A 23987-nucleotide genomic window follows, 5' to 3' on the forward strand; every position below is an offset into this window, starting at 1 on the left:
TCAGGGTGCCGGGCGCGGGCGGCTTCTGCGCCGCGGTGCCGGCCTGTGCCCCGTTCGCCCGGCCGCTGTCCTGGCAGTGCTTCTGGCCCGGGGAGAGCGAACTCCCCGGGCCCCCGCGCGTGCTTCACCGGCGGGCGGTCAGCCGCCGAGCGGCAGCCCCCCGAGCAGGGCCTGACCGGCCAGGCCCATGGCCGCGTCGACCGGCAGCTTGTTGGTCGTGATGCCGTCCTTGGTGAACGGGCGGGCCGTGCCCTCGGCCTTCTGCGCGGCACCCTGGGTGATCGGCAGGACCTTCTTGACGGCGGGGGCCGCGGTCTCGACGAGCGCCGGGGCGAGCTTGGTCACCGCCTTCTTGCCGGTCGTGTTCAGCACGCCGGCGCCGTTGTGCGCGGCGTGGTCGAGGGTCTTGTTGGTGTTGCGGGAGTCCAGGGGCGCGGTGAGCCCGCCCACCAGGTCGGGCGCCTTGGCGGGCAGTGCCGCGGCGCTGGCGGTACCGGCCGCACCGACCACGGGAGCGGCACCTGCTGCGACGAGCAGGGCGGCTCGGGCGATCCGACGCGTAACGGGGAGGGACATGGTGCTCCTTTTACGGAGAGGGACTCGTACTTCTGACAGATGTGCCATGTCCGCCGGGCGGACGCACTGACTACCGCTTCAGACCCCCGAAGGTTGCGGTGAATTAAGGTAAAGAATTGGTAACGCGACACATATTCGGGTGTGACGGAAGGCGCTCGATATGTGTGCGCGGTGCGGGGGGTGGAAGCGTCACGGGCCTTCTGGCGCAAGGGAATTGGCGGCGCACCCGGCCTTGGTGATCTCAATTCCCCTTACCGTGAGGGGAATTACCGCCGCCCGATTGGCGGCGCACTCAAGGGGAACTCCGCGGACTTATTGCGCGGTGATAATACGAACGTCGCGCCCGGCCTTCGCCGCACCGGCCGGCGTACGCTGCCAGCCCTCGTCCGCATCGGCCGCCGACCACGTCCGGCCGGCGTAGGAGATCTGTTCGATGCGCAGTTCCGCGGAGTGCGCCATCGCCCACACGGCCAGCTCCCAGCCGCGCCGCGAGGCGTCGCCCGCCGCCACCGGCCCGACCGGCCGCACCGGAACCGTCAGGCCGCGCTCGCCGCCCGCACCGCGCCCGGCCGAGCTCTCCGTCCGCGGCAGCACCCCGGGCCCGAACTCCCGCACCAGCTTCTCGCGCACCTTGGCGGCGCCGCCCGCCTTGCTGTCCACCGGGCGGCTCTCGGTGCAGGTCATCGCACCCCCGTCGCGCCCGGTCAGCGCCCCGGTCAGCCGCGCGGCATTCGCCTCGTGCTTGGCGTACGCCTGCGGATAGCCGCTGCGCTGCACCTTCTGCGCGGCGACGGTCAGCGGCAGCCGGGAGTAACCGGGCACCTTGGCCAGGTGCCGGTAGAACTCCCCTGCCGAGTAGACCGGGTCCATGATCTGCTTCACGGTGCCCCAGTCCTGGGACGGCCGCTGCTGGAAGAGCCCGACCGAGTCCCGGTCGCCGAAGTCGATGTTGCGCAGCCCCGACTCCTGCATCGCGGTCGCCAGCGCGATGGTCACCGCCCGCTCCGGCAGTCCGCGCGAGGAGGCCACCGCCGAGATGGTCGCGGCGTTGGCGGCCTGCTCGGGGGAGAGTTCGTAGTCCTTCTCGTCGCCCTGGGCGCGCACCGTGCAGCGCGGTGCCCCCGGGCCGCCGGTCACGTACTGCACCACCAGATAGCAGGCGAGTCCGAGCAGGACGGCGAAGGCCGCGGCGATACGCCAGAGGCGCTTGCGGCGGTGCGGGGCTGCGGGCTGGGCGGACACGAGCCCACCGTACTGGAGTGCTGCGGATAGGGTCGGCGCCATGGAGCGCTCCACACACCACCCCGCCCTGGACCTGTCGCTCGACGCCGCGCAGCTCACCGCGCAGCTCGTCGACTTCCCCTCCGTCAGCGGCGAGGAGGCGGACCTGGCCGACGCCGTCGAGCACGCCCTGCGCGCGCTGCCGCATCTGACCGTCGACCGGTACGGCAACAACGTCGTGGCCCGTACGCACCTGGGCCGCGCCGAGCGGGTGGTGCTCGCCGGACACCTCGACACCGTCCCGATCGCGGACAGCCCCCCCAACGTCCCGTCCCGGCTCGACGCGGACGGCGTCCTGTGGGGCTGCGGCACCTGCGACATGAAGTCCGGCGTCGCCGTCCAGCTGCGGATGGCCGCCACGGTCCCCGCGCCCAACCGCGACCTGACCTTCGTCTTCTACGACAACGAGGAGGTCGCCGCGCACCTCAACGGCCTCGGCAAGGTCGCCGAGGCGCACCCCGACTGGCTCGTCGGGGACTTCGCCGTCCTCCTGGAGCCCTCCGACGGCCAGGTGGAGGGCGGCTGCCAGGGCACCCTGCGGGTCCTGCTGCGCACCACCGGGGAGCGCGCGCACTCCGCCCGCAGCTGGATGGGCGCCAACGCGATCCACGCGGCCGCCCCGATCCTGGCCAAGCTCGCCGCGTACGAGCCGCGCCGCCCCGTGATCGACGGCCTCGAATACCGCGAGGGCCTCAACGCCGTACGCGTCGAGGGCGGCGTGGCCAACAACGTCATCCCCGACGCCTGCACGGTCACCGTCAACTTCCGCTACGCGCCCGACCGCACCCCCGACGAGGCGATCGCGCACGTCCGTGAGGTCTTCGCGGACTGCCCGGTGGACGAGTTCCTCGTCGACGACCACTCGCCCGGCGCGCTGCCGGGGCTCTCCCACCCGGCGGCCAGGGCGTTCATGGAGTCCGTCGGCGGCAGGGCGATGCCCAAGTTCGGCTGGACCGACGTGTCCCGTTTCAGCGCCCTGGGCGTCCCGGCCGTCAACTACGGTCCCGGTGCCCCCCTGCTCGCGCACAAGAAGGACGAGCGGGTCGAGGTCGGGCGTATCGCGCACTGCGAGGAGCGGCTGCGCGCCTGGCTGACGGCCTGAGCACCCGCCCGGCATCCAGGGGACCGGCCGTCCACCGATCCCGTACGAGCCGAATTCCCCTGCTGTGCACTGCGGCGGATCTAGGCTGAAACGGCAAAGGATCTGTCTGCGGAGGGAGTACGACATGGCCAGTCCCGAGGGAGCGCCGGTCCCCGAGGAGCAGCGGCTGGGTCCCGTTCTGCGCCGTCACGACCAGGTGCAGGCGGGCACCACGGACCAACGGCTGCTGGACTCCGAAGGCCCCTCCGAGTGGGTGCACACCGATCCCTGGCGCGTGATGCGCATCCAGTCCGAGTTCGTCGAGGGCTTCGGCGCGCTGGCCGAGCTGGGCCCGGCCGTCAGCGTCTTCGGCTCGGCCCGTACGCCGCGCGACTCCAAGGAGTACGACGCCGGTGTGCGGATCGGGCGGGCGCTGGTCGACGCCGGGTTCGCGGTGATCACCGGTGGCGGCCCCGGCGCCATGGAGGCCGCCAACAAGGGCGCCAACGAGGCCGGCGGGACCTCGGTCGGGCTGGGCATCGAGCTGCCCTTCGAGCAGGGCATGAACGACTATGTGAACCTCGGCGTCGACTTCCGGTACTTCTTCGTCCGCAAGACGTGCTTTGTGAAGTACGCCCGCGGGTTCGTGGTGCTCCCCGGCGGCCTCGGCACCCTCGACGAACTCTTCGAGGCGCTCACCCTCGTCCAGACCCGCAAGGTCACCCGCTTCCCGATCGTGCTGTTCGGCACGGCCTACTGGAGCGGCCTGATCGACTGGCTGCGCGACACCGTCATCGCCGGGGGCAAGGCGTCGATGCACGATCTGGAGCTGTTCCACCTCAGCGACGACGTGGACGAGGCGATCGCGCTGGTGACCAAGGAGGTCGGGATCTGAGGCCGCGGTGGCCCTGAGCCGCCCGGGGCGGGCCAGGGCCGGTGCCGGCGGCTCGCTCAGGCCAGTCCCCGGCGGGCGACCGCCGGGGGCCGGTGGCCGGCGATGGCGGCCACCATCTCCAGCACCTGCCGGGTCTCGGCGACCTCGTGGACGCGGTAGACCTGGGCGCCCAGCCAGGCGGAGACGGCGGTGGTCGCCAGCGTGCCCAGCACCCGCTCCTTGACCGGCTTGTCGAGCGTCTCGCCGACGAAGTCCTTGTTGGACAGCGAGACCAGCACCGGCCACTCCGTGTCAGTCATCTCGCCCAGCCGGCGGGTCGCCTCCAGGCTGTGCCGGGTGTTCTTGCCGAAGTCGTGCCCCGGATCGATCAGGATCGCGTCGCGCCGGACGCCCAACTCCACGGCCCGCTCCGCCAGTCCGAGCGTCACCCGCAGGATGTCCGCCATCACGTCGTCGTAGGTCACCCGATGCGGGCGGGTGCGCGGCTCGACGCCGCCCGCGTGGGTGCACACCAGGCCGACGTCGTAGCGCGCCGCGACCTCGGCCAGCCGCGGATCGACGCCGCCCCAGGCGTCGTTGAGCAGGTCCGCGCCGGCCTCGCAGACCGCCTCGCCGACCTCGTGCCGCCAGGTGTCCACGCTGATCACCACATCGGGGAAGCGCCTGCGGACCTCGGCGACGAAGCCGACCGTGCGGCGGGCCTCCTCCTCGGCGCTGACCTCCTCGCCGGGGCCCGCCTTGACGCCGCCGATGTCGATGATCGCGGCGCCGTCGGCCACCGCCTGCTCCACGCGGGCGAGCGCGGGCTCGTCACGGAAGGTGGCGCCCTGGTCGTAGAACGAGTCCGGGGTCCTGTTGACGATGGCCATGATCACCGGCTCATGCGCCTCGAACTCGCGTTTCCCCAGCCGCAGCATTCCCTGACTTCCTCTCCGTGGTCCGGGAGCGACCCTAACTGTCGGACCCGCATGGCACGATCGAGGCAGGCACATAGTCCGGGGAGTTGGTCGTGTTCTGGTTCTTGCTGATCGCGATGGTCGTGGTGGTGGCCGCGGTCACGCTCGTGGTCGTCGGCGGCGGTGACGGCGGTGGGCTGCGGGATTCCGAGCCGGACCGGCTGTACGACCCGCTGCCCGGGGACCGCCCGGTGGGCCGCGCCGACGTGGATGCCGTACGGCTGGCGGTGACCGTCCGCGGCTATCGGATGAACGACGTCGACGACGTCCTGGACCGCCTGGGCGCCGAGCTGGCCGAGCGCGACGCCCGGATCGCCGAGCTGGAGGCGGCCCTGGCCGGCGCCCATGCCGCGGCGATCGGCGGCCCGGGGCTGATCGGGAGCGGCCCGCAGCCGAGCGGGTCGGCCCCGGACCCGCGGCCCGGCGCCGGTGGCCCCGAGGTCGCCGGCGCCCCCGAACCACCCCGGCGCGTGGAAGGCGAGGAGCAGGCATGAGCGGTGTGGTGACGGAACCGGACGGCCTCGCGCGCTGTCCCTGGGGCATGGCGTCGGAGCAGATGGCCGACTACCGCGCGTACCACGACACGGAGTGGGGCCTGCCGGTCCACGGCGATGACGCGCTCTTCGAGCGGATGACCCTGGAGGCCTTCCAGTCCGGGCTCTCCTGGATCACGATCCTGCGGCGCCGCCCCGGATTCCGCGCCGCGTTCGCCGGTTTCCGGATCTCGCAGGTGGCGCGGTTCACCGAAGCGGACGCCGAGCGGCTGCTCGCCGACCCCGGCATCATCCGCAACCGCGCCAAGATCGCCGCGACGATCAACAACGCCCAGGTCGCCGCCGGGCTGGCCGCCGGCGAACTGGACGAGCTGATCTGGTCCTACGCCCCCGACCGGGCCGGCCGGCCCGTGCCGCGCACCGTCGCGGACGTCGCGCCGGTGACCCCGGAGTCGACGGCGCTCGCCAAGGAGCTCAAGAAGCGCGGCTTCCGCTTCGTCGGCCCGACCACCGCCTACGCGATGATGCAGGCGTGCGGCCTGGTCAACGACCATCTGGCGGACTGCCATGTGCGCCGGGCCGTGGAGGCGGCGGCGGGCTGACCGGGCCGGCCGGCCGCGCGGCCGGCCGGGTCGCCCGGCGGCTCAGCGGCCCAGGTAGACCGGCTTCTCCTTCTTCACGAACGCCTCGACCGCGATCTGGTGGTCCTCCGACGCCCCGGCCCGGACCTGCAGTTCGTCCTCCTTGCCGAGGGTCTCGGTGAGCGAGTGCCCGGCGCCGTAGGCCAGCGACTCCTTGATCGCGGCGTAGGCGGCGGTCGGACCCTGGGCCAGTCGGCGAGCGACGGCCGCGGCCTCCTGCGCCAGCTCGTCGGCCGCCACGACCTTGTTGGCGATGCCCAGTTCGTACGCCTCCTGGGCGCTGATGCTGCGCGGGAAGAGCAGCAGATCGGCGGCCCTGCCATGGCCGATCAGCCGGGGCAGCGTCCAGGACATCCCGGAGTCGGCGGTCAGCGCGACGCCGGCGAAGGAGGTGTTGAAGGACGCGGAGTCGGCGACGACGCGGTAGTCGGCGGCGAGCGCGAAGCCCGCACCGGCTCCCGCGGCGACCCCGTTGACGCCCGCGACCACGGGCTTGGGCATCTCGGTCAGCGCCGTCACGATCGGGTTGTAGTGCTCACGCACGGTGTTCATGGTGCCGCCGGAGCCGTTGGCCCGGTCCTGCGCCAGCAGGCCGATGTGCTCCTTGAGGTCCTGGCCGACGCAGAAGGCGCGCCCGGTGGCGGTGAGCAGCACGGCGCGTACGGCGGGGTCGGCGGCGGCCTGTTGCACGGTGTCCCGCAGCAGGACCTTCGCCTCGATGTTCAGCGCGTTCATCGCGTCGGGGCGGTTGAGCGTGATCGTCGCGAGTCCGTCGGTCACGTCGTAGAGCACGGTGTCGGCCATAGTGGGAGTCCCCTCCGTCGCGGCTCGGACTGCTCGGCAGCGGCAGTCAGCGCTCAGGATGCCGGAGATCATCGGCGGTTCGCATGTGACGTACATCAAAGAAAGCGGGCGCGTCGGAGACCGGCGGGCGGAGGAGTATCGCAGCCACCTCCCCGAATTGGGTGGGTTTGAGAGAGCGCGTTGCCGAAGGGATGCTCCCCGATGTTGGTCATCGGGTCGTTCGATGCGGGATAATGGCCTGGAAGCAATGTGTTCGATGCCGGTGACACGTGCCTATTCGGGCCGTCGGCTGAGGTGAGCTGGTTTCAGGAAGGGGAACGAGCATGGCGGCCATGAAGCCGCGGACGGGTGACGGCCCGCTCGAGGTGACCAAGGAGGGGCGGGGCATCGTCATGCGCGTTCCGCTCGAAGGCGGCGGGCGGCTCGTCGTCGAGCTGACCCCCGACGAAGCCAAGGCGCTGGGTGAGGCCCTGGAGAAGGTCACCGTCTGACGAGGGCGGAGAAGCCGGCGGATTCCCGGGGCTGACCCGGTACCACCAGCCGACATTCCTTACCCCGGCCCCGGCACGCGGCGCGCACGACAGGCGCGCCGCGTGCCGGGGCCGTTTGGTGTGCGGAAGGTGCCGCCGAGGGCGGCCGCGGCAGGGTGGGTCAGCCGCGCTTGACCGCGCAGAGCAGTCCGTCGCCGACCGGCAGTAGGGACGGCACCAGCGAGCTGCTCTCCCGGATGGCCCGCAGCAGCTCCCGCAGCCGCAGCACCTCCGCGGGCTGCACCGCCGAATCGACCGTGCGGCCGTCGGCGAAGACGCCCTCGAAGCACACCAGGCCGCCCGGGCGCAGCAGACGCAACGATTCAGCGAGGTACTCCAGGCACTCCATCAGGTCGCCGTCGCAGAAGACGAGGTCGTATCCGCCGTCCGCGAGCCGCGGGAGGACGTCCAGCGCCCGGCCGGGGATGAAGCGGGCGCGGTTCCCGGCGAAGCCGGCCGAACGGAACGCCTGCTTGGCGAAGGTCTGCCGCTCGGGCTCGGGATCGACGGTGGTCAGCACGCCGTCGGGCCGCATGCCGTGCAGGAGGTAGATCCCCGACACGCCCGTGCCGGTGCCGATCTCGGCGACGGCCTTGGCGTCCGCGGTGGCGGCGAGCATGCGCAGGGCCGCGCCGGTGCCGGTCGTCACCGTGCGGATGCCGGCCTCCCGGGCGCGGTCGCGGGACCAGCGCAGGGCGGCCTCGGCGCTGTCGTCGATGGTCCCGGCGCCGTACGCCTCGGCGAATGCCAAGCTCGTCTGCCGGTTGCCGGTAATGGCCCTCTCCTGTCCCCGTAGTTGACGCAACCGTGACTGTATCCGCTGTGTGCGGGAACCCGCAGATGGGACCGGGCGTTATGGAGGGAGAGGAGGAAGACGGGGGGACGCAGTGGTGAAGACCGCGCGAGACGCGAATCAAGGTCAGAAGCAGGACCAAATGCAGGTCAAATCTGCTTATCCGGAGCTAACGGGCGAGGTGGATATGGTAGGGGCTCTACTGGACACCACCAGAGCCACCAGGGGAGGTGCGGCTGCGGCGGGTGACCGAGGAGTGCTGAGGCGCTTGAAGAGGTCGTTCGCCGAGCCGAAATCCGTGACAAACACCGCTGACCGTTTCCTCCCCCACTCTCGACTTCGTTCGAGCGGGGGGACCCCCATCGCCGAGTCCGCACCCAGTGCGACCTTCGCCGCGGACGCGGATGCGCAGGCGTGGACTCCGCCCACCTGGGAGGAGATCGTCAGCACCCACAGTGCACGGGTCTACCGCCTCGCCTACCGCCTCACCGGCAATCAGCACGACGCCGAGGACCTCACCCAGGAGGTGTTCGTCCGCGTCTTCCGCTCGCTGTCGACGTACACCCCCGGCACGTTCGAGGGCTGGCTGCACCGCATCACCACCAACCTCTTCCTGGACATGGTCCGCCGCCGGCAGCGTATTCGCTTCGACGCGCTCGGTGACGACGCGGCCGAGAAGCTGCCCAGCCGGGAGCCCGCGCCGCAGCAGCACTTCGACGACACCCACTTCGACGCCGATGTGCAGCACGCGCTGGACACCCTCGCGCCCGAGTTCCGCGCCGCCGTCGTCCTGTGCGACATCGAGGGCCTGTCGTACGAGGAGATCGCCGCGACGCTCGGCGTCAAGCTCGGCACGGTCCGCAGCCGGATCCACCGCGGCCGCTCCCATCTGCGCAAGGCGCTCAAGCACCGCGCCCCGGCCACGCGCGGCGAGGAGCGCGAGCGGCGCCGTTCGCTGGCCGTGGTGCCCACGGGGGAGGTAGGGATCGCGTGAGCCTCAGTGGCGGTCCGTCCCCCGCCGAGCAGCATCTCGGCGACCGCCTCGCGGCCCTGGTCGACGGCGAGTTGGGCCATGACGCGCGCGAGCGGGTGCTCGCGCATCTCGCGACCTGCGCGAAGTGCAAGGCGGAGGCCGACGCCCAGCGTCGGCTCAAGAGCGTGTTCGCCGAGGCGGCACCTCCCGGCCCGTCCGCGGGGCTGCTGGCGCGCCTGCAGCAGCTGCCCGGTGGCGACGCCGGCGGTCCCGGCAGCCGGCTCGGCGGCGGCGGTGGCTTCGGCTCAGGTGAGTTCCTGCGGGGCGGCGGCGCGTTCCGCTATGTCCCCGCCGGCGACCACTCCGGCCATGCGATGGCGGCGATGCCCGCCCAGCCCCGGGCGCGCGGCTTTCGCGTGCAGGAGGCCGAGCGGCCCGCGCAGCGGCGCCGGTTCGCCTTCGCGGCGGCCGGTGCGGTCTCGCTCGCGGCCTTCGCGCTCGGCGGCGCCCTCCCGCTGGAGGCGGCCGTCGACGTGACCGGCCCGCGCACCGAGGGCAGCGGCACGGCCGTCACCCCGCTCAGCGCCAGCCCGGCCGCCGACAGCGGCTCCCTGCTGCGTACCGGGCAGTTCCTCTCGGCCGGCAGCTCCCAGCCGGGCACCTGGCCCGCGTCGGGCGGCCCGACCCTGGCCCCGGCCCCCAGTGCGATGGCCCTGCAGGGCCCCGGTGCCCCGTCCGCGTCGGCGCCGTCCGCCGCCCCGGCCGACCGCTTCGGTCTCTCGCCGTTGATAGCCGCGACCGGTCCGGCGTCGCCGTACCACCTCTCGCCGCTCGCCGTCGCGACCGGCAACCCCCCGGTCCGCCAGCATCCGCCCGCGCTCCCGCCCCTGGAGCCCAAGCGCCCGCTGATCGGCTCCGCGGCCGCGGCCGGCCCCGCCTCCCAGGGCGCACCCACCGCCCGGCGCTGACCGTCCCCTGCGCATCCCCGCGCGGAACTGGTTGAATCGCTGCCAGGCGGCGCACCCATTCACCGGGGGCGGACCGCGAGGTGGTGGTGGCCCGCATCAGCGCGGGCGAAATCTGGGGAGAGCATGGACGACGGTAAGGCCGCCGGGTCGAAGCTGAAGTGGTGGAGCCGCCCGGGACGCACCCCGAGCACGCAGCCGTCCGCCGAGGCCGGTCCGCAGGCGGTGCCGCCCGCCGACGGCCCGGCGGACGCGCCGCGGACCGACGCGTCCGGCATATCCGGCGGGTCCGACGCGGGGGAGTCGGGGGACTGGATCGTGCGCCCGCCGCAGCCGAGCGCGGCGCCGACCGCGGCCCCGCAGGCGCCCGAGGCCGCGGCGGAAGCCACCGGGACGGGTGAACGGCCCGGCACGGGTGAAGTGGCCGGTGCCGGCGAGGAGTTGGCCGCCGCCGCGGCGGCCGGGCCGGCGGAGCGCACCGGCGCCGAGCCGCCCGCGCGGCCCACCGCGGCGGTCTCCGCCGAGGTCCCCGGCGCGCCGCCGCGGCCGCTGCACCCCGAGGACCCGTACGGCACGCCTCCCTACGGCGGTCCCGGACCGTGGGCGCCGGCGCCGCCGGTGCAGCGGCCGGAGCCCCGTCCCGCCGCGATGGGCTGGGTCCCCGGGCACCCCGGAGCGACCCCCGCGCAGGGCACCGTCCTGCCGCCGTCCGCCGGGCCGCTGCCCCCCTACGGAGCGCCGGCCCCGGCGGCGGGCTACCCCGGCCCCCCGCAGTCGCCGCCGGCCGCACCGCAGGCGGCGCCCGGCAGCGGCCCCGCCGCGCCGCCCGCCCGGCCGCCGGCCGCCCCGCCGACGGCCGTCGAGGACCGCGCGCCGGGCACGCACGGCGGTGAGCGGCGGCTCCCGGACCGCGCGGACGAGGCCGCGCACGCCAGGCCCGCCTCCGAGCCCGGCGGGCCCGTGCAGCCGGTACTCCACAAGTCCGGCCCCCCTCAGCCGGGAAGCCCGGCCGACGCACCCCGGGCCAACGCCCCGCACACCCCGCACACCCCGCACACCCCGGACGCCCGGGCCGCCGGGCCGCAGACCGCACCCCCGCGGGCCACCACCGAGCATCCGGCCCCCGAGGGCGCCGACACCGCGTACCTGCCCCACCCCGGTGACGGCGGCGCCCGCCCGGCAGCGGCGGCCGGCACCCCGTACGGCGACCGGCACCAGGCGCAGCCGCACCCCGCACCGGCGCCGCCCGGCGCGGGGCACGGCCCCGCCCCGACCCACGACCACGCGCCCGCCCCGCACGGCGCCTGGCACCAGTACGACCCCTGGAGCGCGCCCCTGCAGGGCGGGCCGGCCGCCGTGCCCGCGAAGGGCTCCGGGCGCAGCCGCCGCGGCGCGCTGGTCGTCGGCGCGGTGGCGCTGGCGCTGCTCGCCGGCGGTGTCGGGGGCGGCATCGGCGTCTATGTCGAGCGCTACGGCGGGCTCAACGACATCAAGCTGCCGCAGGCGGCCGGCGACGCGGGCGGACGCCAGCCCGACAGCGTCGCCGGGATCGCGCAGACCGCGCTGCCCGGGGTGGTCACCCTCCACGTACGGGGCAACGCCGAACAGGGCACCGGCACCGGCTTCGTCCTGGACCGGCAGGGCCACATCCTCACCAACAACCACGTCGTCGAACCGGCCGGTGCCGGCGGCGAGATATCGGTGACGTTCAGCGGCGGCCAGACGGCCAAGGCCAAGGTCATCGGCCGGGACGGCGGCTACGACCTCGCCGTGGTCCAGGTCGAGGGCGTCACGGGCCTGCGGCCGCTCACGCTCGGCAACTCCGACTCGGTACGGGTCGGCGACCCGGTCGTGGCGATCGGCGCGCCGTACGACCTCGCCAACACCGTCACCGCCGGGATCATCAGCGCCAAGCAGCGCCCGATCACCGCGGGCGGCGAGAAGGGCGACGGCAGCGACGTGTCGTACGTGGACGCGCTGCAGACCGACGCGCCCATCAACCCGGGCAACTCCGGCGGCCCGCTGGTGGACGCCAAGGCGCGGGTGATCGGCATCAACAGCGCCATCCGCGCGGCCGACAGCGGCAGCGGCCCGGAGGGCGGCGCCCAGGGCGGCAGCATAGGGCTGGGCTTCGCCATACCGATCAATCAGGCCAAGCGGGTGGCCGAGGAGCTGATCAACACCGGCCGGGCGACGCACCCGGTGATCGGCGTCACGCTGGAGATGGAGTACGCCGGCGACGGTGCGCGGGTCGGCGAGCACGCCAAGGACGGCAGGTCGCCGGTCATCCCGGGCGGGCCCGGCGCCAAGGCCGGGATCAAGCCGGGCGACGTGATCACCAAGGTGGACGGCGCGCCGGTGCACAGCGGTGAGGAGCTGATCGTGAAGATCCGCAGCCACCGGCCCGGCGACACGCTGATGCTGACCCTCCAAAGGGAGGGCAAGGAGCAGGCCATACGGCTCAGGCTGGGTTCCTCCACCGCTGGTTGATCGTTTGCACCGTGTTGGCACGGGCGACTCCCGCCCGACCTACGGGGCCAGGTACCGTGATAGTCGGCCTGGCCCCTAGGCCAACGAAGGCCGCGGATGACCCAAGGAGCTGCTAGGTGTTCTTCGACATAGGACCCCTCGAGCTGGTAGCGATCGTCGTCCTTGCCGTACTCGTCTTCGGCCCGGACAAGCTCCCCAAGGTCATCCAGGACGTCATGGGCGTCATCCGGAAGATCCGCGAGTTCTCCGACAGCGCCAAGGAGGACATCCGCAGCGAGCTGGGGCCGGAGTTCAAGGACTTCGAGTTCGAGGACCTCAAGCCCAAGAACTTCGTGCGCAAGCACGTCCTGGAGAAGGACGAGTACGGCCTCAAGGACCTCCAGGAGATCCGTAACGGCTTCGATCTGAAGCAGGAGATGGCCGAGGTCACCGACGCCGTGCACGGCCGCGAGAGCGCCTCCTCCGCCACGCCCTCGAACGGCTCAGGCCCGAGCCTGTCCAAGGAGTCCCCGGCCGCCTCCGGCCGTCCTGACCTGGTCAAGAAGACCTCGATCGCGGAGCCGGGCGAGCGTCCGCCGTTCGACGCCGACGCCACCTGACACACTCCGGTATGCCCGGGCTGTGTTGACCCCTATAGCTATGCTCCGGGTGTCCGGGGTTTGGTCGCCTGAGGGGGGCGGGCCGCCCACGACGCAGGGCAACGAGGAGGCTTCCGCGCAGATGGAGACGACGAGTCGGACAGCGGAACAACAGGCGTCGGCCGGGGTCGGCCGGAAGGTTGACGGATATCTGCTGGCCGCGTTCCCGTGGTACGGCCTCGACGAGGCGTTCACCGGCCCGCGCTGGCTGATGCAGGTCGGGGCGGCCGCGGACGGCACCGTCGAACACGGTGCCACCGGGCATGGGGAGGGGCCCACCATCAAGGTGGAGTCGCCGCAGGACGAGCGGTTCGCGGTCGTGGTGACGGTCGCCAGCCGCCCCGTACGGCGCAGCGCGGACGGCACCGGCGTACTGGAGGCCACCTCGGTCTCCACGGCCGCCTGGCTCGCCGGCTCGGGCCTGCTCGCCCACACCTGGCCGACCCAGATGGACCGCACGCTGCGCCAGGACTGGCTGGACCAGCAGACGACGCTCGCCTGGGAGCTGGCCGACGACCTCGGCGGCGGCGCCTGGAGCGAGCTGATGCTGCCGGTGGACGGGGTGCCGACCTCGTTCGCCTACCGCGAGTCGGAGTACGGCTGGGTGCTGGCGGGCTCGGCGAGCGAGGACCCGGACGGGGTCCACATCGGCGCCTACGGACGCGGGATGAGCGCCTACGGGCTGGGCTTCTCGGTCGTCAAGGACATCACGTCGTACGAGGGCTGAGCGGCGCCGACGGCCGCTGTGCGGGGGCCGGGGCCACCCGCGCCGCCCGGGCTCCTCGGTGATCGAGAACCCGGGCGCACGGCGGGGCTGAGCGCTCCGGCGCAGGCAAAAGGGGGCGGGCCTTGCGGGGCCCGCCCCCTCTTCACCTCAACGGCCTCAACGAGCCCCGCGGGCTTCCCCGTCGCCGCGGGCGCACGCCCTTCAGAACTTGTTGCGCGGGGTGATCCCCAGCGACATCCCCGACAGACCCCGCTGTCGGCCGCCCAGCTTGCCCGCGATCGCGCGGATGGCCGAGCCGGCGGGGGAGTCCGGATCGGTCAGCACGACCGGCTTGCCCTCGTCGCCGCCCTCGCGCAGGCGTACGTCGATCGGGATGGCGCCGAGCACCGGCACCTGCGTGCCGGTGGTCTTCGTCAGGCCCTCGGCGACCCGCTCGCCGCCGCCGGTGCCGAAGACGTCGACCATCTCGTCGCAGTGCGGGCAGGGCAGCCCGGACATGTTCTCGACCACGCCGACGATCTTCTGGTGGGTCTGCACGGCGATCGAACCGGCCCGCTCGGCGACCTCGGCGGCGGCCTGCTGCGGGGTGGTGACCACCAGGATCTCGGCGTTCGGCACCAGCTGCGCCACCGAGATCGCGATGTCGCCGGTGCCCGGGGGCAGGTCCAGCAGCAGCACGTCCAGGTCGCCCCAGTAGACGTCGGCGAGGAACTGCTGCAGCGCGCGGTGCAGCATCGGGCCGCGCCAGACGACCGGTGCGTTGCCCGGGGTGAACATGCCGATCGAGATGACCTTCACGCCGTTCGCCGACGGCGGCATGATCATGTTCTCGACCTGGGTGGGCCGGCCGTCGGCGCCGAGCATCCGGGGCACGGAGTGGCCGTAGATGTCGGCGTCCACGACACCGACCTTCAGGCCGTCGGCCGCCATGGCCGCGGCGAGGTTGACCGTCACCGACGACTTGCCGACGCCGCCCTTGCCGGAGGCGACGGCGTAGACCCGGGTCAGCGAGCCGGGCTGGGCGAAGGGCACCTCCCGCTCGGCGGTGCCGCCGCGCAGCGACGTCGCCAGCTCCTTGCGCTGCTCGTCGCTCATCACTTCCAGGTCGACCCGGACGCCGGTCACGCCCTCGACCCCGGCGACCGCGTCGCGCACGTTGTTGGTGATCGTCTCGCGCATCGGGCAGCCGGAGACGGTGAGGTAGACCACGACCGCCACCGCGCCGTCCGCCGCGATGTCCACCGATTTGACCATCCCCAGCTCGGTGATGGGGCGGTGGATCTCGGGGTCGTTCACCGTCGCGAGCGCGGCGCGGATCGCGTCCTCGCTCGGGGCGGCGCCTGGGGACGTCTCGGTAGCCATGCCCTGATGGTACGGCGCGTGAGGCGGCCTCCGGAAAGGCTGTCAGCGGTCGTGTTCGTCACTCTCCGCCTCGACCATCCGTCGCAGCTCCAGGTCCCGCAGCAGGTCCTGCAGCTCGTCGCGGATCCAGTCGCGGGTGGCGACCTCGCCCAGGCCCAGCCGCAGCGCCGCGATCTCCCGGGTCAGGTACTCGGTGTCGGCGATGGAGCGCTCGTTCTGCTTGCGGTCCTGCTCCTGGGTGACCCGGTCGCGGTCGGCCTGGCGGTTCTGCGCCAGCAGGATCAGCGGCGCCGCGTAGGAGGCCTGCAGCGACAGCGCCAGGGTCAGGAAGATGAACGGGTACTCGTCGAACTTCCAAGCGCTGGGCGCGGCGATGTTCCAGGCGATCCACAGGATGATGGTGATGGTCATCCAGACGATGAAGCGCCCGGTCCCCAGGAACCGGGCGATCTTCTCCGACAGCCGCCCGAAGGCCTCCGGGTCGTACACCGGCAGGAAGGTACGGCGCGGTGCGCGCGGCAGGTCCAGGCGCACCCGGGGCCGCTCGGTGGCGCCCCGCCGCACCGCCGAGGCGCCGTTCGCCCGTGGGCGCTCCCTGCCCTCGCGTTCCTCACTGCCCATCCGCGGCCTCCCCCAGGCGTCCGGCGCCGGTCAGCCCGGCCGCCCCCTCGCCGTGCAGCTCGGCCTCCCGCCAGTCGTCCGGCAGCAGATGGTCCAGTACGTCGTCGACGGTGACCGCGCCCAGCAGCGCGCCGCTCTCGTCCACGACCGGCGCGGCCACCATGTTGTAGGCGGCCAGGTAGCTGGTGACCTCCGGCAGCGGGGTGTCCGGCGGCAGCGGGGGCAGGTCGGTGTCGGCGATGGAGCTGACGAGGGTGAACGGCGGGTCCCGCAGCAGCCGTTGGAAGTGCACCAGACCCAGGTACTTCCCGGTGGGCGTCTCGTCCGGCGGCCGGCAGACGTAGACCTGGGCGGCCAGCGCGGGGGAGAGGTCCGGGTCGCGTACCCGGGCCAGCGCGTAGGCGACGGTGGCGTCCGGGCGCAGCACGATCGGGTCGGTGGTCATCAGGCCGCCCGCGGTGCGCTCCTCGTAGGACATCAGCCGCCGCACATCGGCGGCCTCCTCGGGCCGCATCAGCTCCAGCAGCCGCTCCACCTCCTCCTCCGGCAGCTCGCCGAGCAGGTCGGCGGCGTCGTCGGGGTTCATCGCCTCCAGGACGTCCGCGGCCCGCTCCCCCTTCAGCTTGCCGATGATCTCGATCTGGTCGTCCTCCGGCAGCTCCTCCATCACGTCGGCGAGCCGGTCGTCGTCGAGCGCGGCGGCGACCTCCGCGCGGCGCTTGGGGGAGAGGTGGTGCAGCACGCCGGCGAGGTCGGCCGGGCGCAGCTGCTCGAACGTGGCCAGCAGGCTCTCGGCGCCCTGTCCGTGCTCCTCCAGGGAGAAGCCGGTCACCGCCGACCACTCCACCGTCAGGGTCTCGCCCTTGCGGCGCAGCGCCCCGCCCTTGCCCTTGCGGACGAAGACCTTGTCGATCTCCCAGTCGCGGCGGGCCGGCAGCTGGCTGATGCCGATGTCCAGGACGGTGGCCTCCTCGCCGGTCTCCACCAGCCGCACCCGGCGGTCGAGCAGCTCGCCGAAGACCAGCGTCTCGGACGTCCGCTGCTCGAAGCGCCGCATGTTCACGACGCCGGTGGTGATGATCTGGCCCGACTCCACACCGGTCACCCGGGTCATCGGCAGGAAGATCCGGCGCCGGCTGATCATCTCGACGACCAGTCCGAGCAGCCGCGGCGGGCGCCTGCCGACCCGCAGCAGCGCGACGAGGTCCCGCAGCCGGCCGACCTGGTCGCCGTTGGGGTCGAAGACGGCGATGCCGGAGAGATGGGAGACGAAGACCCGGGGGGTCACCACTGCCATGCAGAGCGCCTCCCTTTCTCCCGTTCTGCCAGAAATAAGGCAAGAATTCGGGTTCAGGCTAACGCGCCCGGGGCCGCGCCGCCCTGGTGAGCGAGGCCGTAGGGTGACCGCCACGCACCCCGCCGACGAGGCCCTGTGTCCCAGGTACGCTGCCGTACTGGCTGTCGAGGTCACCCGCATCAGGAGGCAGAGCCGACGTGAGCGCAATCCCCCGGGGGGCCGGCCCCCGACCCCTGGCCGGAGGGGCCCGCCGCACGGGCCGGACCGCGCTCGCGGGGGCGGCCTGCGTGGCACTGGCCGCGACGCTGGCGGGCTGCGGCGGCGAGGATCCGGACGCCGGCACCAACGGCGTGGGGAAGCTGCCGCCCGCCAAGATCGAGTCCAAGGCGCTGGCCGCGGCCCAGCGCGCCGACACGGTGCGCCTGTCCGGCAGCCTCGTCAGCCACGGCCGGACGTACAAGCTCAACATGAGCCTGGCGAAGAACGGCGCCAAGGGCGAGCTGACCACCAACGCGGCCGCCTTCCAGCTGCTGCGGGTCGGCAGGACGCTCTACCTCAAGGCGGACGCGGCGTTCTGGGCCGGCGAGAAGAGCGGCTCGTCCGGTGCGCCCGACCAGGCCGCGGCGCGCAAGCTCGGCGGCAAGTACGTCAAGGTGCCCGCCGCCGACCCGGTCCACAAGCGCTTCAGTGGCTTCACCGACAAGGACACCCTGCTGGCCGGACTGCTCGGGCTGCACGGCAAGCTGACCGCCGGCAACCGCGGCGACGTCGACGGCGTCCGCACCATCCGGCTGTCCGCCGCCGCGGGCTCCGGCGGCACGCTGGACGTGTCGCTGGAGGGCACGCCCTACCCGCTGCGGCTGCGGCGCGCCGGTGGCGCGGGCGTGGTCCGGCTGGCGGACTGGGGCAAGAGCGTGGACCTCAAGGCGCCGCCCAAGGGCCAGGTCGTGGACTACGGCAGGCAGATCTCCGGCGCGGGCTGAGCCCCTCGGGGCGGTGGCCGGTCAGCCCTTGCGGCCCCGGCGCAGCAGCTTGGGCAGCGCGGCCGGGGCAGGCCGCCGGGTGATCGCGGCGGAGGCCAGCGGCGGCGCGGCGTGCGAGGCCTCCGGCATCGTGCCGGGCCGCTGCTGTGCCTCCCGGTCGGTCGGCTCCAGCCGCAGTACCCGGCACTCGCCGGCCCAGCGCTCGGTGATCCGTTCCGCGTCCGGCGCGTTGAGCCGCTTGCCCTTGAGCTCCTCGACCGCGGCCAGCCAGGCCTCGCTGTGCGGGGCCGGCTCGACGACCCGGGCCTGCCAGGCGACCAGCCGGCCGCCCTTGTCCTTGCTGCGTACGGTGACCGTGGCCGTGGAGCCGTCGGTCAGCCCGAGGTCGGCCAGCGGCTGCTCACCGGTCCCGCCCCCGACGAGACAGGCGGCCCCGTCGTGCCACACGTGCCACAGGGCGCGGGCCGGGCCCGTCGTCCCCCGCACCCAGATGAGGCCGGCCTTCTTCGTGGCCTCTTCGATGAGCGCCCGATCCTGCAGGGCCTGCGACACGGTCTTGGTCATACGGCTCAGCCTAATGGGCCCGCAGGCGGGCGCCCGGGCCCGCCCAGGGCCTGAGACGGGCCGCCCCGCGGCGCGGCGCCGCCCCGGTCACAGCCAGCCGTTGCGCTTGAAGCCGCGGTGGATGCCGAAGCAGATCACGGCCGTCACCGCCAGCACCGCCGGGTAGCCGTACTCCCAGTGCGTCTCCGGCATGAAGTCGAAGTTCATGCCGTAGATCCCGGCGATCATCGTCGGTACGGCGAAGATCGCCGCCCAGGCCGTGATCTTGCGCATGTCCTCGTTCTGCGCGACCGCCGCCTGGGCGAGGTTGGCCTGCAGGATGGAGTTGAGCAGATCGTCGAAGGACAGCACCTGCTCGTTGACCCGTGCCAGGTGGTCGGCGACGTCGCGGAAGTACTTCTGGATGTCGGAGTCGACCAGCCGCATCGGCCGCTCGCTCAGCAGCTGCATCGGCCGCAGCAGCGGCGACACCGCGCGCTTGAACTCCAGTACCTCGCGCTTGAGTTGGTAGATCCGCCCGGCGTCGCCGCCCCTGGCGGAGCCCTTGCCGCCGGAGCCCTTGCCGTTGGTGCCCGAGCTGAAGACGTCGATCTCCACCTCGTCGATGTCGTCCTGCACCGCGCCGGCCACCGCCATGTAGCCGTCGACCACCTGGTCGGCGATGGCGTGCAGCACCGCGGACGGGCCCTTGGCGAGCAGCTCCGGGTCGTCCTGCAGCCGGTGCCGCAGTGCGCGCAGCGAGCCCTGGCCGCCGTGCCGCACGGTCACGATGAAGTCCCGTCCGGTGAAGCACATCACCTCGCCGGTCTCCACCACCTCGCTGGTGGCGGTCAGCTCGGCGTGCTCGACGTAGTGCACCGTCTTGAAGACGGTGAACAGGGTCTCGTCGTAGCGCTCCAGCTTGGGCCGCTGGTGGGCGTGCACGGCGTCCTCGACGGCGAGCGGGTGCAGCCCGAACTCCTTGGCGATACCGGCGAATTCTGCCTCGGTGGGCTCGTGCAGCCCGATCCAGGCGAAGCCGCCGTCGGCCCGCGCCCCGGCCATCGCCTCGGCCGGGCTGACGTGCTCGCTCACCCGGCGGCCCTCGCGGTAGACACCGCAGTCGACGATGGCGCTGTTCGCGCAGGCCGGGGTGGAGCTCTCGTAGTGGTAAGGGGAGTCACCGCGGCGCCGGGACGGGCGGACGGCGGCGCGCAGGTCGCGGATCATCGACATGGCAGGCTCCTTCACGGGCCGGCCGTCAACTGCGGGCGCGGGGCGCAACGCTGCCCGGAACGTGGACGTACGAGACTCCGTTGGTCGTACGTCCGCAAAGCGGGCGGCGCTCCGTGCGGAACAGTGACGGCAGTTCGCAGAGACACGGAACAAAGAGACGAAGGCGCTCTTCCGTCATCTACATCCGGCGCAAAGGCGCTTCCTGGGTTTCGCCGCTCAGCGGCGGGGTACGGAAGCTCTCGGATCAGGAGATGCGCTGCGCGAGGGGATGACGGGAGAACTATCGGTACTGCACGGTCGACTCGGATCCACCGCAGCCCCACCTCCTCCGGCCGGTCCCCGTTGGGGGACGACGTCATTCCCTGACCAGACGGCCAGGCTATCAGCCGCCCGAAGGGTTCCGACGCCGTTTTGCCTGTTCGATACGAACGCTTGAGCCGTGGCGCGGCCGCGCGTCGCGGGTATCGGGCTCTCCCCTGCGCGAACGGAGTTGACGGCGTGGCGCGGGCCGGGCGAGGGGCCGGCCCTATGCTCGCGGCATGTCTGACGTTCTTGAGCTGGTCGAAGCCCGGTTGCGCACGAGCCTGGGCGAGCCGGACGCGCGCGCCGCGGTCACCTTCCTGGGGACCGACCGCATCGAGGTGCTCCGCTTCGTGGACGACGGGGTGGTGAGGTACGCCACGCTCGGGATGTCCGCCCAGCCGATGGCCGACCCCACGGCCGTGCTGGCCGACCCGCTGCGCGGACCGCGCGCCGAACTCGTCCTGTCCGTACGGGGCGGCCGCGCGGACACCGACAAGGTGCTCCGTCCACTCGCCGTGCTCGCCGCGTCCCCGCAGGTCGAAGGGGTGGTCGTGGCGCCGGGCGCCTCGCTGGACGTGGGGGACCCGCTGTGGCCGGGAGCGGCGTTCACCTCGGTGCTGGTGGCCGAGCCCGGCGGCCTGATCGAGGACCTGGAGCTGGACGAGCCCATGGAGCCGGTCCGCTTCCTGCCGCTGCTGCCGATGACGCCCAACGAGGCCGCCTGGAAACGGGTGCACGGCGCCGAGGCCCTCCGGGAGCGCTGGCTCCGGCACGGCACGGACCTGCGGGATCCGCTGCGCAGCGGCGTACCGCTCGACTGAAGCGGCGAGCGGCGGCGCGGGCGGCCGTCCCCTCGCCCCGTCGGCCCGCCGGATGCGGACGGGGTGTCAGTTGCCGTCGCCCGGCGGCCCGATGACCCGGTCGGCCTCAGCCGGCGACGACGGCGGCGCCGGCCAACGCCGTGGCGGCCGCGACCACGAAGGGGAGGTGGACCTCGGCCCACTCCTCGATCTTGGGCGCGAGGAACGGCGCGGCCGCCGCGGCGAACCACCGCGCGAAGTTGTAGCCGGCGCCGGCCACCGGCCGCGGCGAGATCGTTGACCTTTGCACATATTAAGTTGGCCGAGCCGAAGAGTGTAAGGCGCAACTACTTTCCGGTGGGGTGGGCAGGCCCAGGTAAGCGGTCAATTGCGGGCCTCCGTACGTGATTCGGGGCACACCGGTCGAGTGATCGTCCTTGACGCGACGGCGGGCCAGGAGGACCGTTGGTCCTTATGAGGGGCGAACCCAGTTGCCCGAAGTGCGGAGGCCGGGTGCGGGCGCCCGGTCTCTTCTCCGACACCTGGCAGTGCGCCGCACACGGCACCGTGCATCCGCTCCAGCCGGTCGTTCCGCCGAGCGTCGAGGCGCTCGGCGTTGTCGTGCACCGCGCGCAGGTGCCCGTGTGGATGCCCTGGCCGCTGCCGGTGGGCTGGCTGTTCACGGGCGTGGCGTGCGCGGGCGACGACCGCAGCGGCGGCCGGGCGACCGCGGTGGCCTGCACGGGCCCCGGACCGCTGGGCGGCCCCGGCGAACTCCTTTTGATCGCCGAGGAACTGGGCGTCGGCCTGGGGGCGCGCTACGCCGGCATCGACGGCCCGGACCCCGGCTCCCATATGCGTGTGGAGGAGAAGCCGCACGGCAAGGTGCTCGCGGCCGGCCGCCCGACGCCGCTGTGGCACGTCGACGGCGCGCCGTCGGACCGCGCGGTCTTCGCCGGCGAGGCGCGCGGGCTGTGGCTGTGGGCGATCGCCTGGCCCGAGCAGGCCGGGCTGCTGATGTACGACGAGCTGGTGCTGACCGATCTGCGCGAGGCGGGCGCCGAGGTGGACCTGCTGCCGTGCGGGGCGCTGTCGCCGCGGATTCTGGGCTGAGGGCGCGGCCCGGCCGGGCCGCCGCGCCGGCGGCGGGCGCCGGAGCCGTCCGGCCGCCCGGTTATCCTTCTGGGGTCCCCTGCGGTGTCCTCGTCCGGCGTTCCTCCCCGGCCACGGCCCCGCGCCCGTCCCCGCAGCAGTCTGGAGTCCGCGTCGTGCGCATCGATCTGCACACCCACTCCACGGCTTCCGACGGTACGGACACCCCCGCCGAGCTGGTGCGCAATGCGGCCGACGCCGGACTGGACGTCGTCGCGCTGACCGACCACGACACCGTCGCCGGCCACGCCGCGGCGCGGGCGGCGCTGCCCGCGGGGCTGACGCTGGTCACCGGCGCCGAACTCTCCTGCCGGCTCGACGGAGTGAGCCTGCACATGCTCGCCTACCTCTTCGACCCCGAGGAGGCGGAGCTCGCCCGGGAGCGGGAGCTGGTGCGCGACGACCGGGTGCCGCGCGCCCAGGGCATGGTCGCCAAGCTGCGCGACCTCGGCGTCCCCATCACCTGGGAGCAGGTCGCGCGGATCGCCGGGGACGGCGCCGTGGGGCGGCCGCACATCGCCACCGCCCTCGTCGACCTGGGCGTCGTCGGCTCCGTCTCCGACGCCTTCACCCCGCAGTGGCTGGCCAACGACGGCCGGGCGTACGTGGAGAAGCACGAGCTCGACCCGTTCGACGCGATCCGGCTGGTCAAGGCCGCGGGCGGGGTCACCGTCTTCGCGCACCCGCTGGCCGTCAAGCGCGGCAGCTGCGTGCCCGAGGGTGCGATAGCCGAGCTGGCCGCGGCCGGCCTCGACGGCATCGAGGTCGACCACATGGACCATGACGCGCCGACCCGGGCGCGACTGCGCGCGATCGCCGCCGACCTGGGTCTGCTGACCACCGGCTCCAGCGACTACCACGGCAGCCGCAAGACCTGCGGCCTGGGCGACTGCACCACCGACCCGGAGATCTACGGCGAGATCGTGCGCCGTGCGACCGGCGCCTTCCCCGTTCCCGGCACGGGCGGCTGAGGGCGGCTCGCTCCCTTTTCCCTTACGGGCCCGTGTGCGCCGTTCCCTACGGGTCCGCGCGCGCCGTGCCGGCCCGCCATCCGCTCGTCCGTACCACCTTCCGCAAGGCCTTCACCGTGTTCGACATCGCTGTCTTCAGTACCCTCTTTGTCACGCTTTTTGTGATCATGGACCCCCCGGGGATCACCCCGATCTTCCTGGCCCTGACCTCCGGCCGGCCGGCCAAGGTGCAGCGCCGGATGGCCTGGCAGGCGGCGGCCGTCGCCTTCTGCGTCATCGCCGTCTTCGGCCTCTTCGGCCGCCAGATCCTGGGCCGGCTGCACATCTCGACGCCCGCGCTGATGATCGCGGGCGGGCTGCTGCTCCTGCTGGTCGCCCTGGATCTGCTGACCGGCAAGTCGGAGGAGCCGACCCAGACCAAGGACGTCAACGTGGCGCTGGTGCCGCTGGGCATGCCGCTGCTGGCCGGGCCCGGCGCGATCGTGTCGGTGATCCTCGCGGTGCAGCACGCGCACGGGGTCGCGGCGCAGCTCTCCGTGTGGGCGGCGATCCTGGCGATCCATGTCGTGCTGTATCTGGTGATGCGGTTCTCGCTGGTGATCATCCGGGTGATCAAGGACGGCGGGGTGGTCCTGGTGACCCGGCTGGCGGGCATGATGCTCTCCGCGCTCGCCGTGCAGCAGATCATCAACGGGGTGCTGCAGGTCATCGAGGGGGCCTGAGCTCCCGGGGCCCCTCCGGCGGATCGGGCCACGCCCCTCAAACGCGGCGGCGCCCCCGTACGACGTGTTCGTACGGGGGCGTCGTAGCGCTCCAACCGGGGGGCGTCGGGGGTCAAGAGCGGCGGGTTCTGACGGGGGGAGATCGGTCCGTTT

Annotated in this window: 25 protein-coding genes and 1 pseudogene; 15 read left to right on the forward strand and 11 right to left on the reverse strand. The window is 73.1% G+C overall.

What is annotated here, in order from left to right; genetic code table 11:
* Positions 1-138: 138 nt before the first annotated feature.
* Positions 139-576: an ATP-binding protein gene (locus tag ACZ5XZ_RS03460; protein WP_468974203.1), complete on the reverse strand. Its 438-nt coding sequence runs from the start codon at positions 574-576 to the stop codon at positions 139-141.
* A gap of 312 nt (positions 577-888) precedes the next feature.
* Complete coding sequence (locus tag ACZ5XZ_RS03465) at positions 889-1818, reverse strand: VldE C-terminal domain-containing protein (protein ID WP_468974205.1); 930 nt, start codon at positions 1816-1818, stop codon at positions 889-891.
* A gap of 40 nt (positions 1819-1858) precedes the next feature.
* Here ACZ5XZ_RS03465 and dapE point away from each other — a divergent pair, with 40 nt between their 5' ends.
* Both dapE and ACZ5XZ_RS03475 read left to right on the forward strand, forming a co-directional pair.
* Entirely contained in the window at positions 1859-2959 is a 1101-nt protein-coding gene (gene dapE / locus ACZ5XZ_RS03470; protein ID WP_468974207.1) for a succinyl-diaminopimelate desuccinylase, read from the forward strand.
* A gap of 124 nt (positions 2960-3083) precedes the next feature.
* Positions 3084-3833, forward strand: a complete 750-nt coding sequence (locus ACZ5XZ_RS03475) for an LOG family protein (protein WP_468974209.1) — start codon at positions 3084-3086, stop codon at positions 3831-3833.
* A 56-nt stretch (positions 3834-3889) separates the two neighbouring features.
* On the opposite strand, the gene folP is transcribed toward ACZ5XZ_RS03475, so the two are convergent.
* On the reverse strand, positions 3890-4750 hold the full coding sequence (gene folP / locus ACZ5XZ_RS03480) for a dihydropteroate synthase (RefSeq protein ID WP_468974211.1): 861 nt from the start codon (positions 4748-4750) through the stop codon (positions 3890-3892).
* Between the two features lie 92 nt (positions 4751-4842).
* Between folP and ACZ5XZ_RS03485 the strand changes: the two genes are divergently transcribed.
* Together ACZ5XZ_RS03485 and ACZ5XZ_RS03490 are read left to right on the forward strand one after the other, a co-directional pair.
* Positions 4843-5283: a DivIVA domain-containing protein gene (locus ACZ5XZ_RS03485; protein WP_468974213.1), complete on the forward strand. Its 441-nt coding sequence runs from the start codon at positions 4843-4845 to the stop codon at positions 5281-5283.
* Positions 5280-5885 carry a DNA-3-methyladenine glycosylase I gene (locus tag ACZ5XZ_RS03490; protein WP_468974215.1) on the forward strand — a complete coding sequence of 202 codons (606 nt, stop codon included), beginning with the start codon at positions 5280-5282 and terminating at the stop codon, positions 5883-5885. The genes ACZ5XZ_RS03485 and ACZ5XZ_RS03490 overlap by 4 nt, the downstream gene beginning before the upstream one ends.
* Before the next feature lie 42 nt (positions 5886-5927).
* Here the strand turns inward: ACZ5XZ_RS03490 and chcB are convergent, their stop codons facing one another.
* Positions 5928-6728 (reverse strand): 2-cyclohexenylcarbonyl CoA isomerase, encoded by an 801-nt coding sequence (chcB, locus tag ACZ5XZ_RS03495; RefSeq protein WP_468974217.1) that lies wholly within the window; start codon positions 6726-6728, stop codon positions 5928-5930.
* A gap of 323 nt (positions 6729-7051) precedes the next feature.
* Here chcB and ACZ5XZ_RS03500 point away from each other — a divergent pair, with 323 nt between their 5' ends.
* Complete coding sequence (locus ACZ5XZ_RS03500) at positions 7052-7219, forward strand: DUF3117 domain-containing protein (RefSeq protein WP_003985072.1); 168 nt, start codon at positions 7052-7054, stop codon at positions 7217-7219.
* A 160-nt stretch (positions 7220-7379) separates the two neighbouring features.
* Here the strand turns inward: ACZ5XZ_RS03500 and ACZ5XZ_RS03505 are convergent, their stop codons facing one another.
* On the reverse strand, positions 7380-8063 hold the full coding sequence (locus ACZ5XZ_RS03505) for an O-methyltransferase (protein WP_468974219.1): 684 nt from the start codon (positions 8061-8063) through the stop codon (positions 7380-7382).
* Between the two features lie 286 nt (positions 8064-8349).
* Between ACZ5XZ_RS03505 and sigE the strand changes: the two genes are divergently transcribed.
* The 5 genes from sigE to ACZ5XZ_RS03530 all read left to right on the forward strand — a co-directional run bounded on the left by sigE (position 8350) and on the right by ACZ5XZ_RS03530 (position 13844).
* Entirely contained in the window at positions 8350-9045 is a 696-nt protein-coding gene (gene sigE, locus ACZ5XZ_RS03510; RefSeq protein WP_384439013.1) for an RNA polymerase sigma factor SigE, read from the forward strand.
* Entirely contained in the window at positions 9042-9992 is a 951-nt protein-coding gene (locus tag ACZ5XZ_RS03515) for a zf-HC2 domain-containing protein (RefSeq protein ID WP_468974222.1), read from the forward strand. Before sigE ends, ACZ5XZ_RS03515 begins: the two co-directional genes overlap by 4 nt.
* Positions 9993-10637: 645 nt before the next feature.
* Complete coding sequence (locus ACZ5XZ_RS03520; protein WP_468974892.1) at positions 10638-12479, forward strand: S1C family serine protease; 1842 nt, start codon at positions 10638-10640, stop codon at positions 12477-12479.
* Positions 12480-12595: 116 nt separating this feature from the next.
* The gene (locus ACZ5XZ_RS03525; protein ID WP_384439022.1) at positions 12596-13078 is read left to right on the forward strand and encodes a sec-independent translocase; all 483 of its coding nucleotides are present in this window, start codon (positions 12596-12598) and stop codon (positions 13076-13078) included.
* A gap of 121 nt (positions 13079-13199) precedes the next feature.
* Positions 13200-13844 (forward strand): hypothetical protein, encoded by a 645-nt coding sequence (locus ACZ5XZ_RS03530; RefSeq protein WP_384439024.1) that lies wholly within the window; start codon positions 13200-13202, stop codon positions 13842-13844.
* 201 nt (positions 13845-14045) lie between these two features.
* Here ACZ5XZ_RS03530 and ACZ5XZ_RS03535 read toward each other — a convergent pair whose 3' ends face one another.
* The 3 genes from ACZ5XZ_RS03535 to ACZ5XZ_RS03545 are packed head-to-tail and all read right to left on the reverse strand — an operon-like array spanning position 14046 to position 17124.
* Positions 14046-15206, reverse strand: a complete 1161-nt coding sequence (locus tag ACZ5XZ_RS03535) for an Mrp/NBP35 family ATP-binding protein (protein WP_468974225.1) — start codon at positions 15204-15206, stop codon at positions 14046-14048.
* Between the two features lie 42 nt (positions 15207-15248).
* Entirely contained in the window at positions 15249-15827 is a 579-nt protein-coding gene (locus ACZ5XZ_RS03540; protein WP_468974227.1) for a DUF1003 domain-containing protein, read from the reverse strand.
* The gene (locus ACZ5XZ_RS03545; protein ID WP_468974229.1) at positions 15817-17124 is read right to left on the reverse strand and encodes a magnesium transporter MgtE N-terminal domain-containing protein; all 1308 of its coding nucleotides are present in this window, start codon (positions 17122-17124) and stop codon (positions 15817-15819) included. Before ACZ5XZ_RS03545 ends, ACZ5XZ_RS03540 begins: the two co-directional genes overlap by 11 nt.
* A 197-nt stretch (positions 17125-17321) precedes the next feature.
* On the opposite strand from ACZ5XZ_RS03545, the gene ACZ5XZ_RS03550 reads away from it, so the two are divergent.
* Positions 17322-18107 carry a hypothetical protein gene (locus tag ACZ5XZ_RS03550; RefSeq protein WP_468974231.1) on the forward strand — a complete coding sequence of 262 codons (786 nt, stop codon included), beginning with the start codon at positions 17322-17324 and terminating at the stop codon, positions 18105-18107.
* Positions 18108-18128: 21 nt separating this feature from the next.
* On the opposite strand, the gene ACZ5XZ_RS03555 is transcribed toward ACZ5XZ_RS03550, so the two are convergent.
* Entirely contained in the window at positions 18129-18671 is a 543-nt protein-coding gene (locus tag ACZ5XZ_RS03555) for a hypothetical protein (protein ID WP_468974233.1), read from the reverse strand.
* Positions 18672-18758: 87 nt separating this feature from the next.
* Positions 18759-19886, reverse strand: a complete 1128-nt coding sequence (locus ACZ5XZ_RS03560) for a magnesium and cobalt transport protein CorA (RefSeq protein WP_468974235.1) — start codon at positions 19884-19886, stop codon at positions 18759-18761.
* A 539-nt stretch (positions 19887-20425) separates the two neighbouring features.
* On the opposite strand from ACZ5XZ_RS03560, the gene ACZ5XZ_RS03565 reads away from it, so the two are divergent.
* Positions 20426-21010 carry a suppressor of fused domain protein gene (locus ACZ5XZ_RS03565; RefSeq protein ID WP_468974237.1) on the forward strand — a complete coding sequence of 195 codons (585 nt, stop codon included), beginning with the start codon at positions 20426-20428 and terminating at the stop codon, positions 21008-21010.
* 115 nt (positions 21011-21125) lie between these two features.
* On the opposite strand, the pseudogene ACZ5XZ_RS03570 reads toward ACZ5XZ_RS03565, so the two are convergent.
* Positions 21126-21281 (reverse strand): annotated as a pseudogene (locus ACZ5XZ_RS03570) (MFS transporter); the annotation flags it as partial.
* 182 nt (positions 21282-21463) lie between these two features.
* On the opposite strand from ACZ5XZ_RS03570, the gene ACZ5XZ_RS03575 reads away from it, so the two are divergent.
* From ACZ5XZ_RS03575 to ACZ5XZ_RS03585, 3 genes are all read left to right on the forward strand, one after another.
* Complete coding sequence (locus ACZ5XZ_RS03575) at positions 21464-22102, forward strand: DUF6758 family protein (RefSeq protein ID WP_468974239.1); 639 nt, start codon at positions 21464-21466, stop codon at positions 22100-22102.
* A 155-nt stretch (positions 22103-22257) separates the two neighbouring features.
* Positions 22258-23112, forward strand: a complete 855-nt coding sequence (locus ACZ5XZ_RS03580; protein WP_468974241.1) for a PHP domain-containing protein — start codon at positions 22258-22260, stop codon at positions 23110-23112.
* Between the two features lie 116 nt (positions 23113-23228).
* Positions 23229-23834: a MarC family protein gene (locus ACZ5XZ_RS03585; RefSeq protein ID WP_468974893.1), complete on the forward strand. Its 606-nt coding sequence runs from the start codon at positions 23229-23231 to the stop codon at positions 23832-23834.
* Positions 23835-23987 lie beyond the last annotated feature (153 nt).

The sequence above is a fragment of the Streptomyces sp. NPDC033270 genome (genome assembly GCF_055576575.1).

What these genes read in the sequence shown, in the direction of transcription:
- ACZ5XZ_RS03460 (WP_468974203.1), bottom strand. Translation starts at nt 576, where the DNA reads ATGTCCCTCCCCGTTACGCGTCGGATCGCCCGAGCCGCCCTGCTCGTC.
- dapE (WP_468974207.1), top strand. Translation starts at nt 1,859, where the DNA reads ATGGAGCGCTCCACACACCACCCCGCCCTGGACCTGTCGCTCGACGCC.
- ACZ5XZ_RS03475 (WP_468974209.1), top strand. Translation starts at nt 3,084, where the DNA reads ATGGCCAGTCCCGAGGGAGCGCCGGTCCCCGAGGAGCAGCGGCTGGGT.
- folP (WP_468974211.1), bottom strand. Translation starts at nt 4,750, where the DNA reads ATGCTGCGGCTGGGGAAACGCGAGTTCGAGGCGCATGAGCCGGTGATC.
- ACZ5XZ_RS03490 (WP_468974215.1), top strand. Translation starts at nt 5,280, where the DNA reads ATGAGCGGTGTGGTGACGGAACCGGACGGCCTCGCGCGCTGTCCCTGG.
- chcB (WP_468974217.1), bottom strand. Translation starts at nt 6,728, where the DNA reads ATGGCCGACACCGTGCTCTACGACGTGACCGACGGACTCGCGACGATC.
- ACZ5XZ_RS03500 (WP_003985072.1), top strand. Translation starts at nt 7,052, where the DNA reads ATGGCGGCCATGAAGCCGCGGACGGGTGACGGCCCGCTCGAGGTGACC.
- ACZ5XZ_RS03520 (WP_468974892.1), top strand. Translation starts at nt 10,638, where the DNA reads ATGGGCTGGGTCCCCGGGCACCCCGGAGCGACCCCCGCGCAGGGCACC.
- ACZ5XZ_RS03530 (WP_384439024.1), top strand. Translation starts at nt 13,200, where the DNA reads ATGGAGACGACGAGTCGGACAGCGGAACAACAGGCGTCGGCCGGGGTC.
- ACZ5XZ_RS03535 (WP_468974225.1), bottom strand. Translation starts at nt 15,206, where the DNA reads ATGGCTACCGAGACGTCCCCAGGCGCCGCCCCGAGCGAGGACGCGATC.
- ACZ5XZ_RS03540 (WP_468974227.1), bottom strand. Translation starts at nt 15,827, where the DNA reads ATGGGCAGTGAGGAACGCGAGGGCAGGGAGCGCCCACGGGCGAACGGC.
- ACZ5XZ_RS03545 (WP_468974229.1), bottom strand. Translation starts at nt 17,124, where the DNA reads ATGGCAGTGGTGACCCCCCGGGTCTTCGTCTCCCATCTCTCCGGCATC.
- ACZ5XZ_RS03555 (WP_468974233.1), bottom strand. Translation starts at nt 18,671, where the DNA reads ATGACCAAGACCGTGTCGCAGGCCCTGCAGGATCGGGCGCTCATCGAA.
- ACZ5XZ_RS03560 (WP_468974235.1), bottom strand. Translation starts at nt 19,886, where the DNA reads ATGTCGATGATCCGCGACCTGCGCGCCGCCGTCCGCCCGTCCCGGCGC.
- ACZ5XZ_RS03565 (WP_468974237.1), top strand. Translation starts at nt 20,426, where the DNA reads ATGTCTGACGTTCTTGAGCTGGTCGAAGCCCGGTTGCGCACGAGCCTG.
- ACZ5XZ_RS03575 (WP_468974239.1), top strand. Translation starts at nt 21,464, where the DNA reads ATGAGGGGCGAACCCAGTTGCCCGAAGTGCGGAGGCCGGGTGCGGGCG.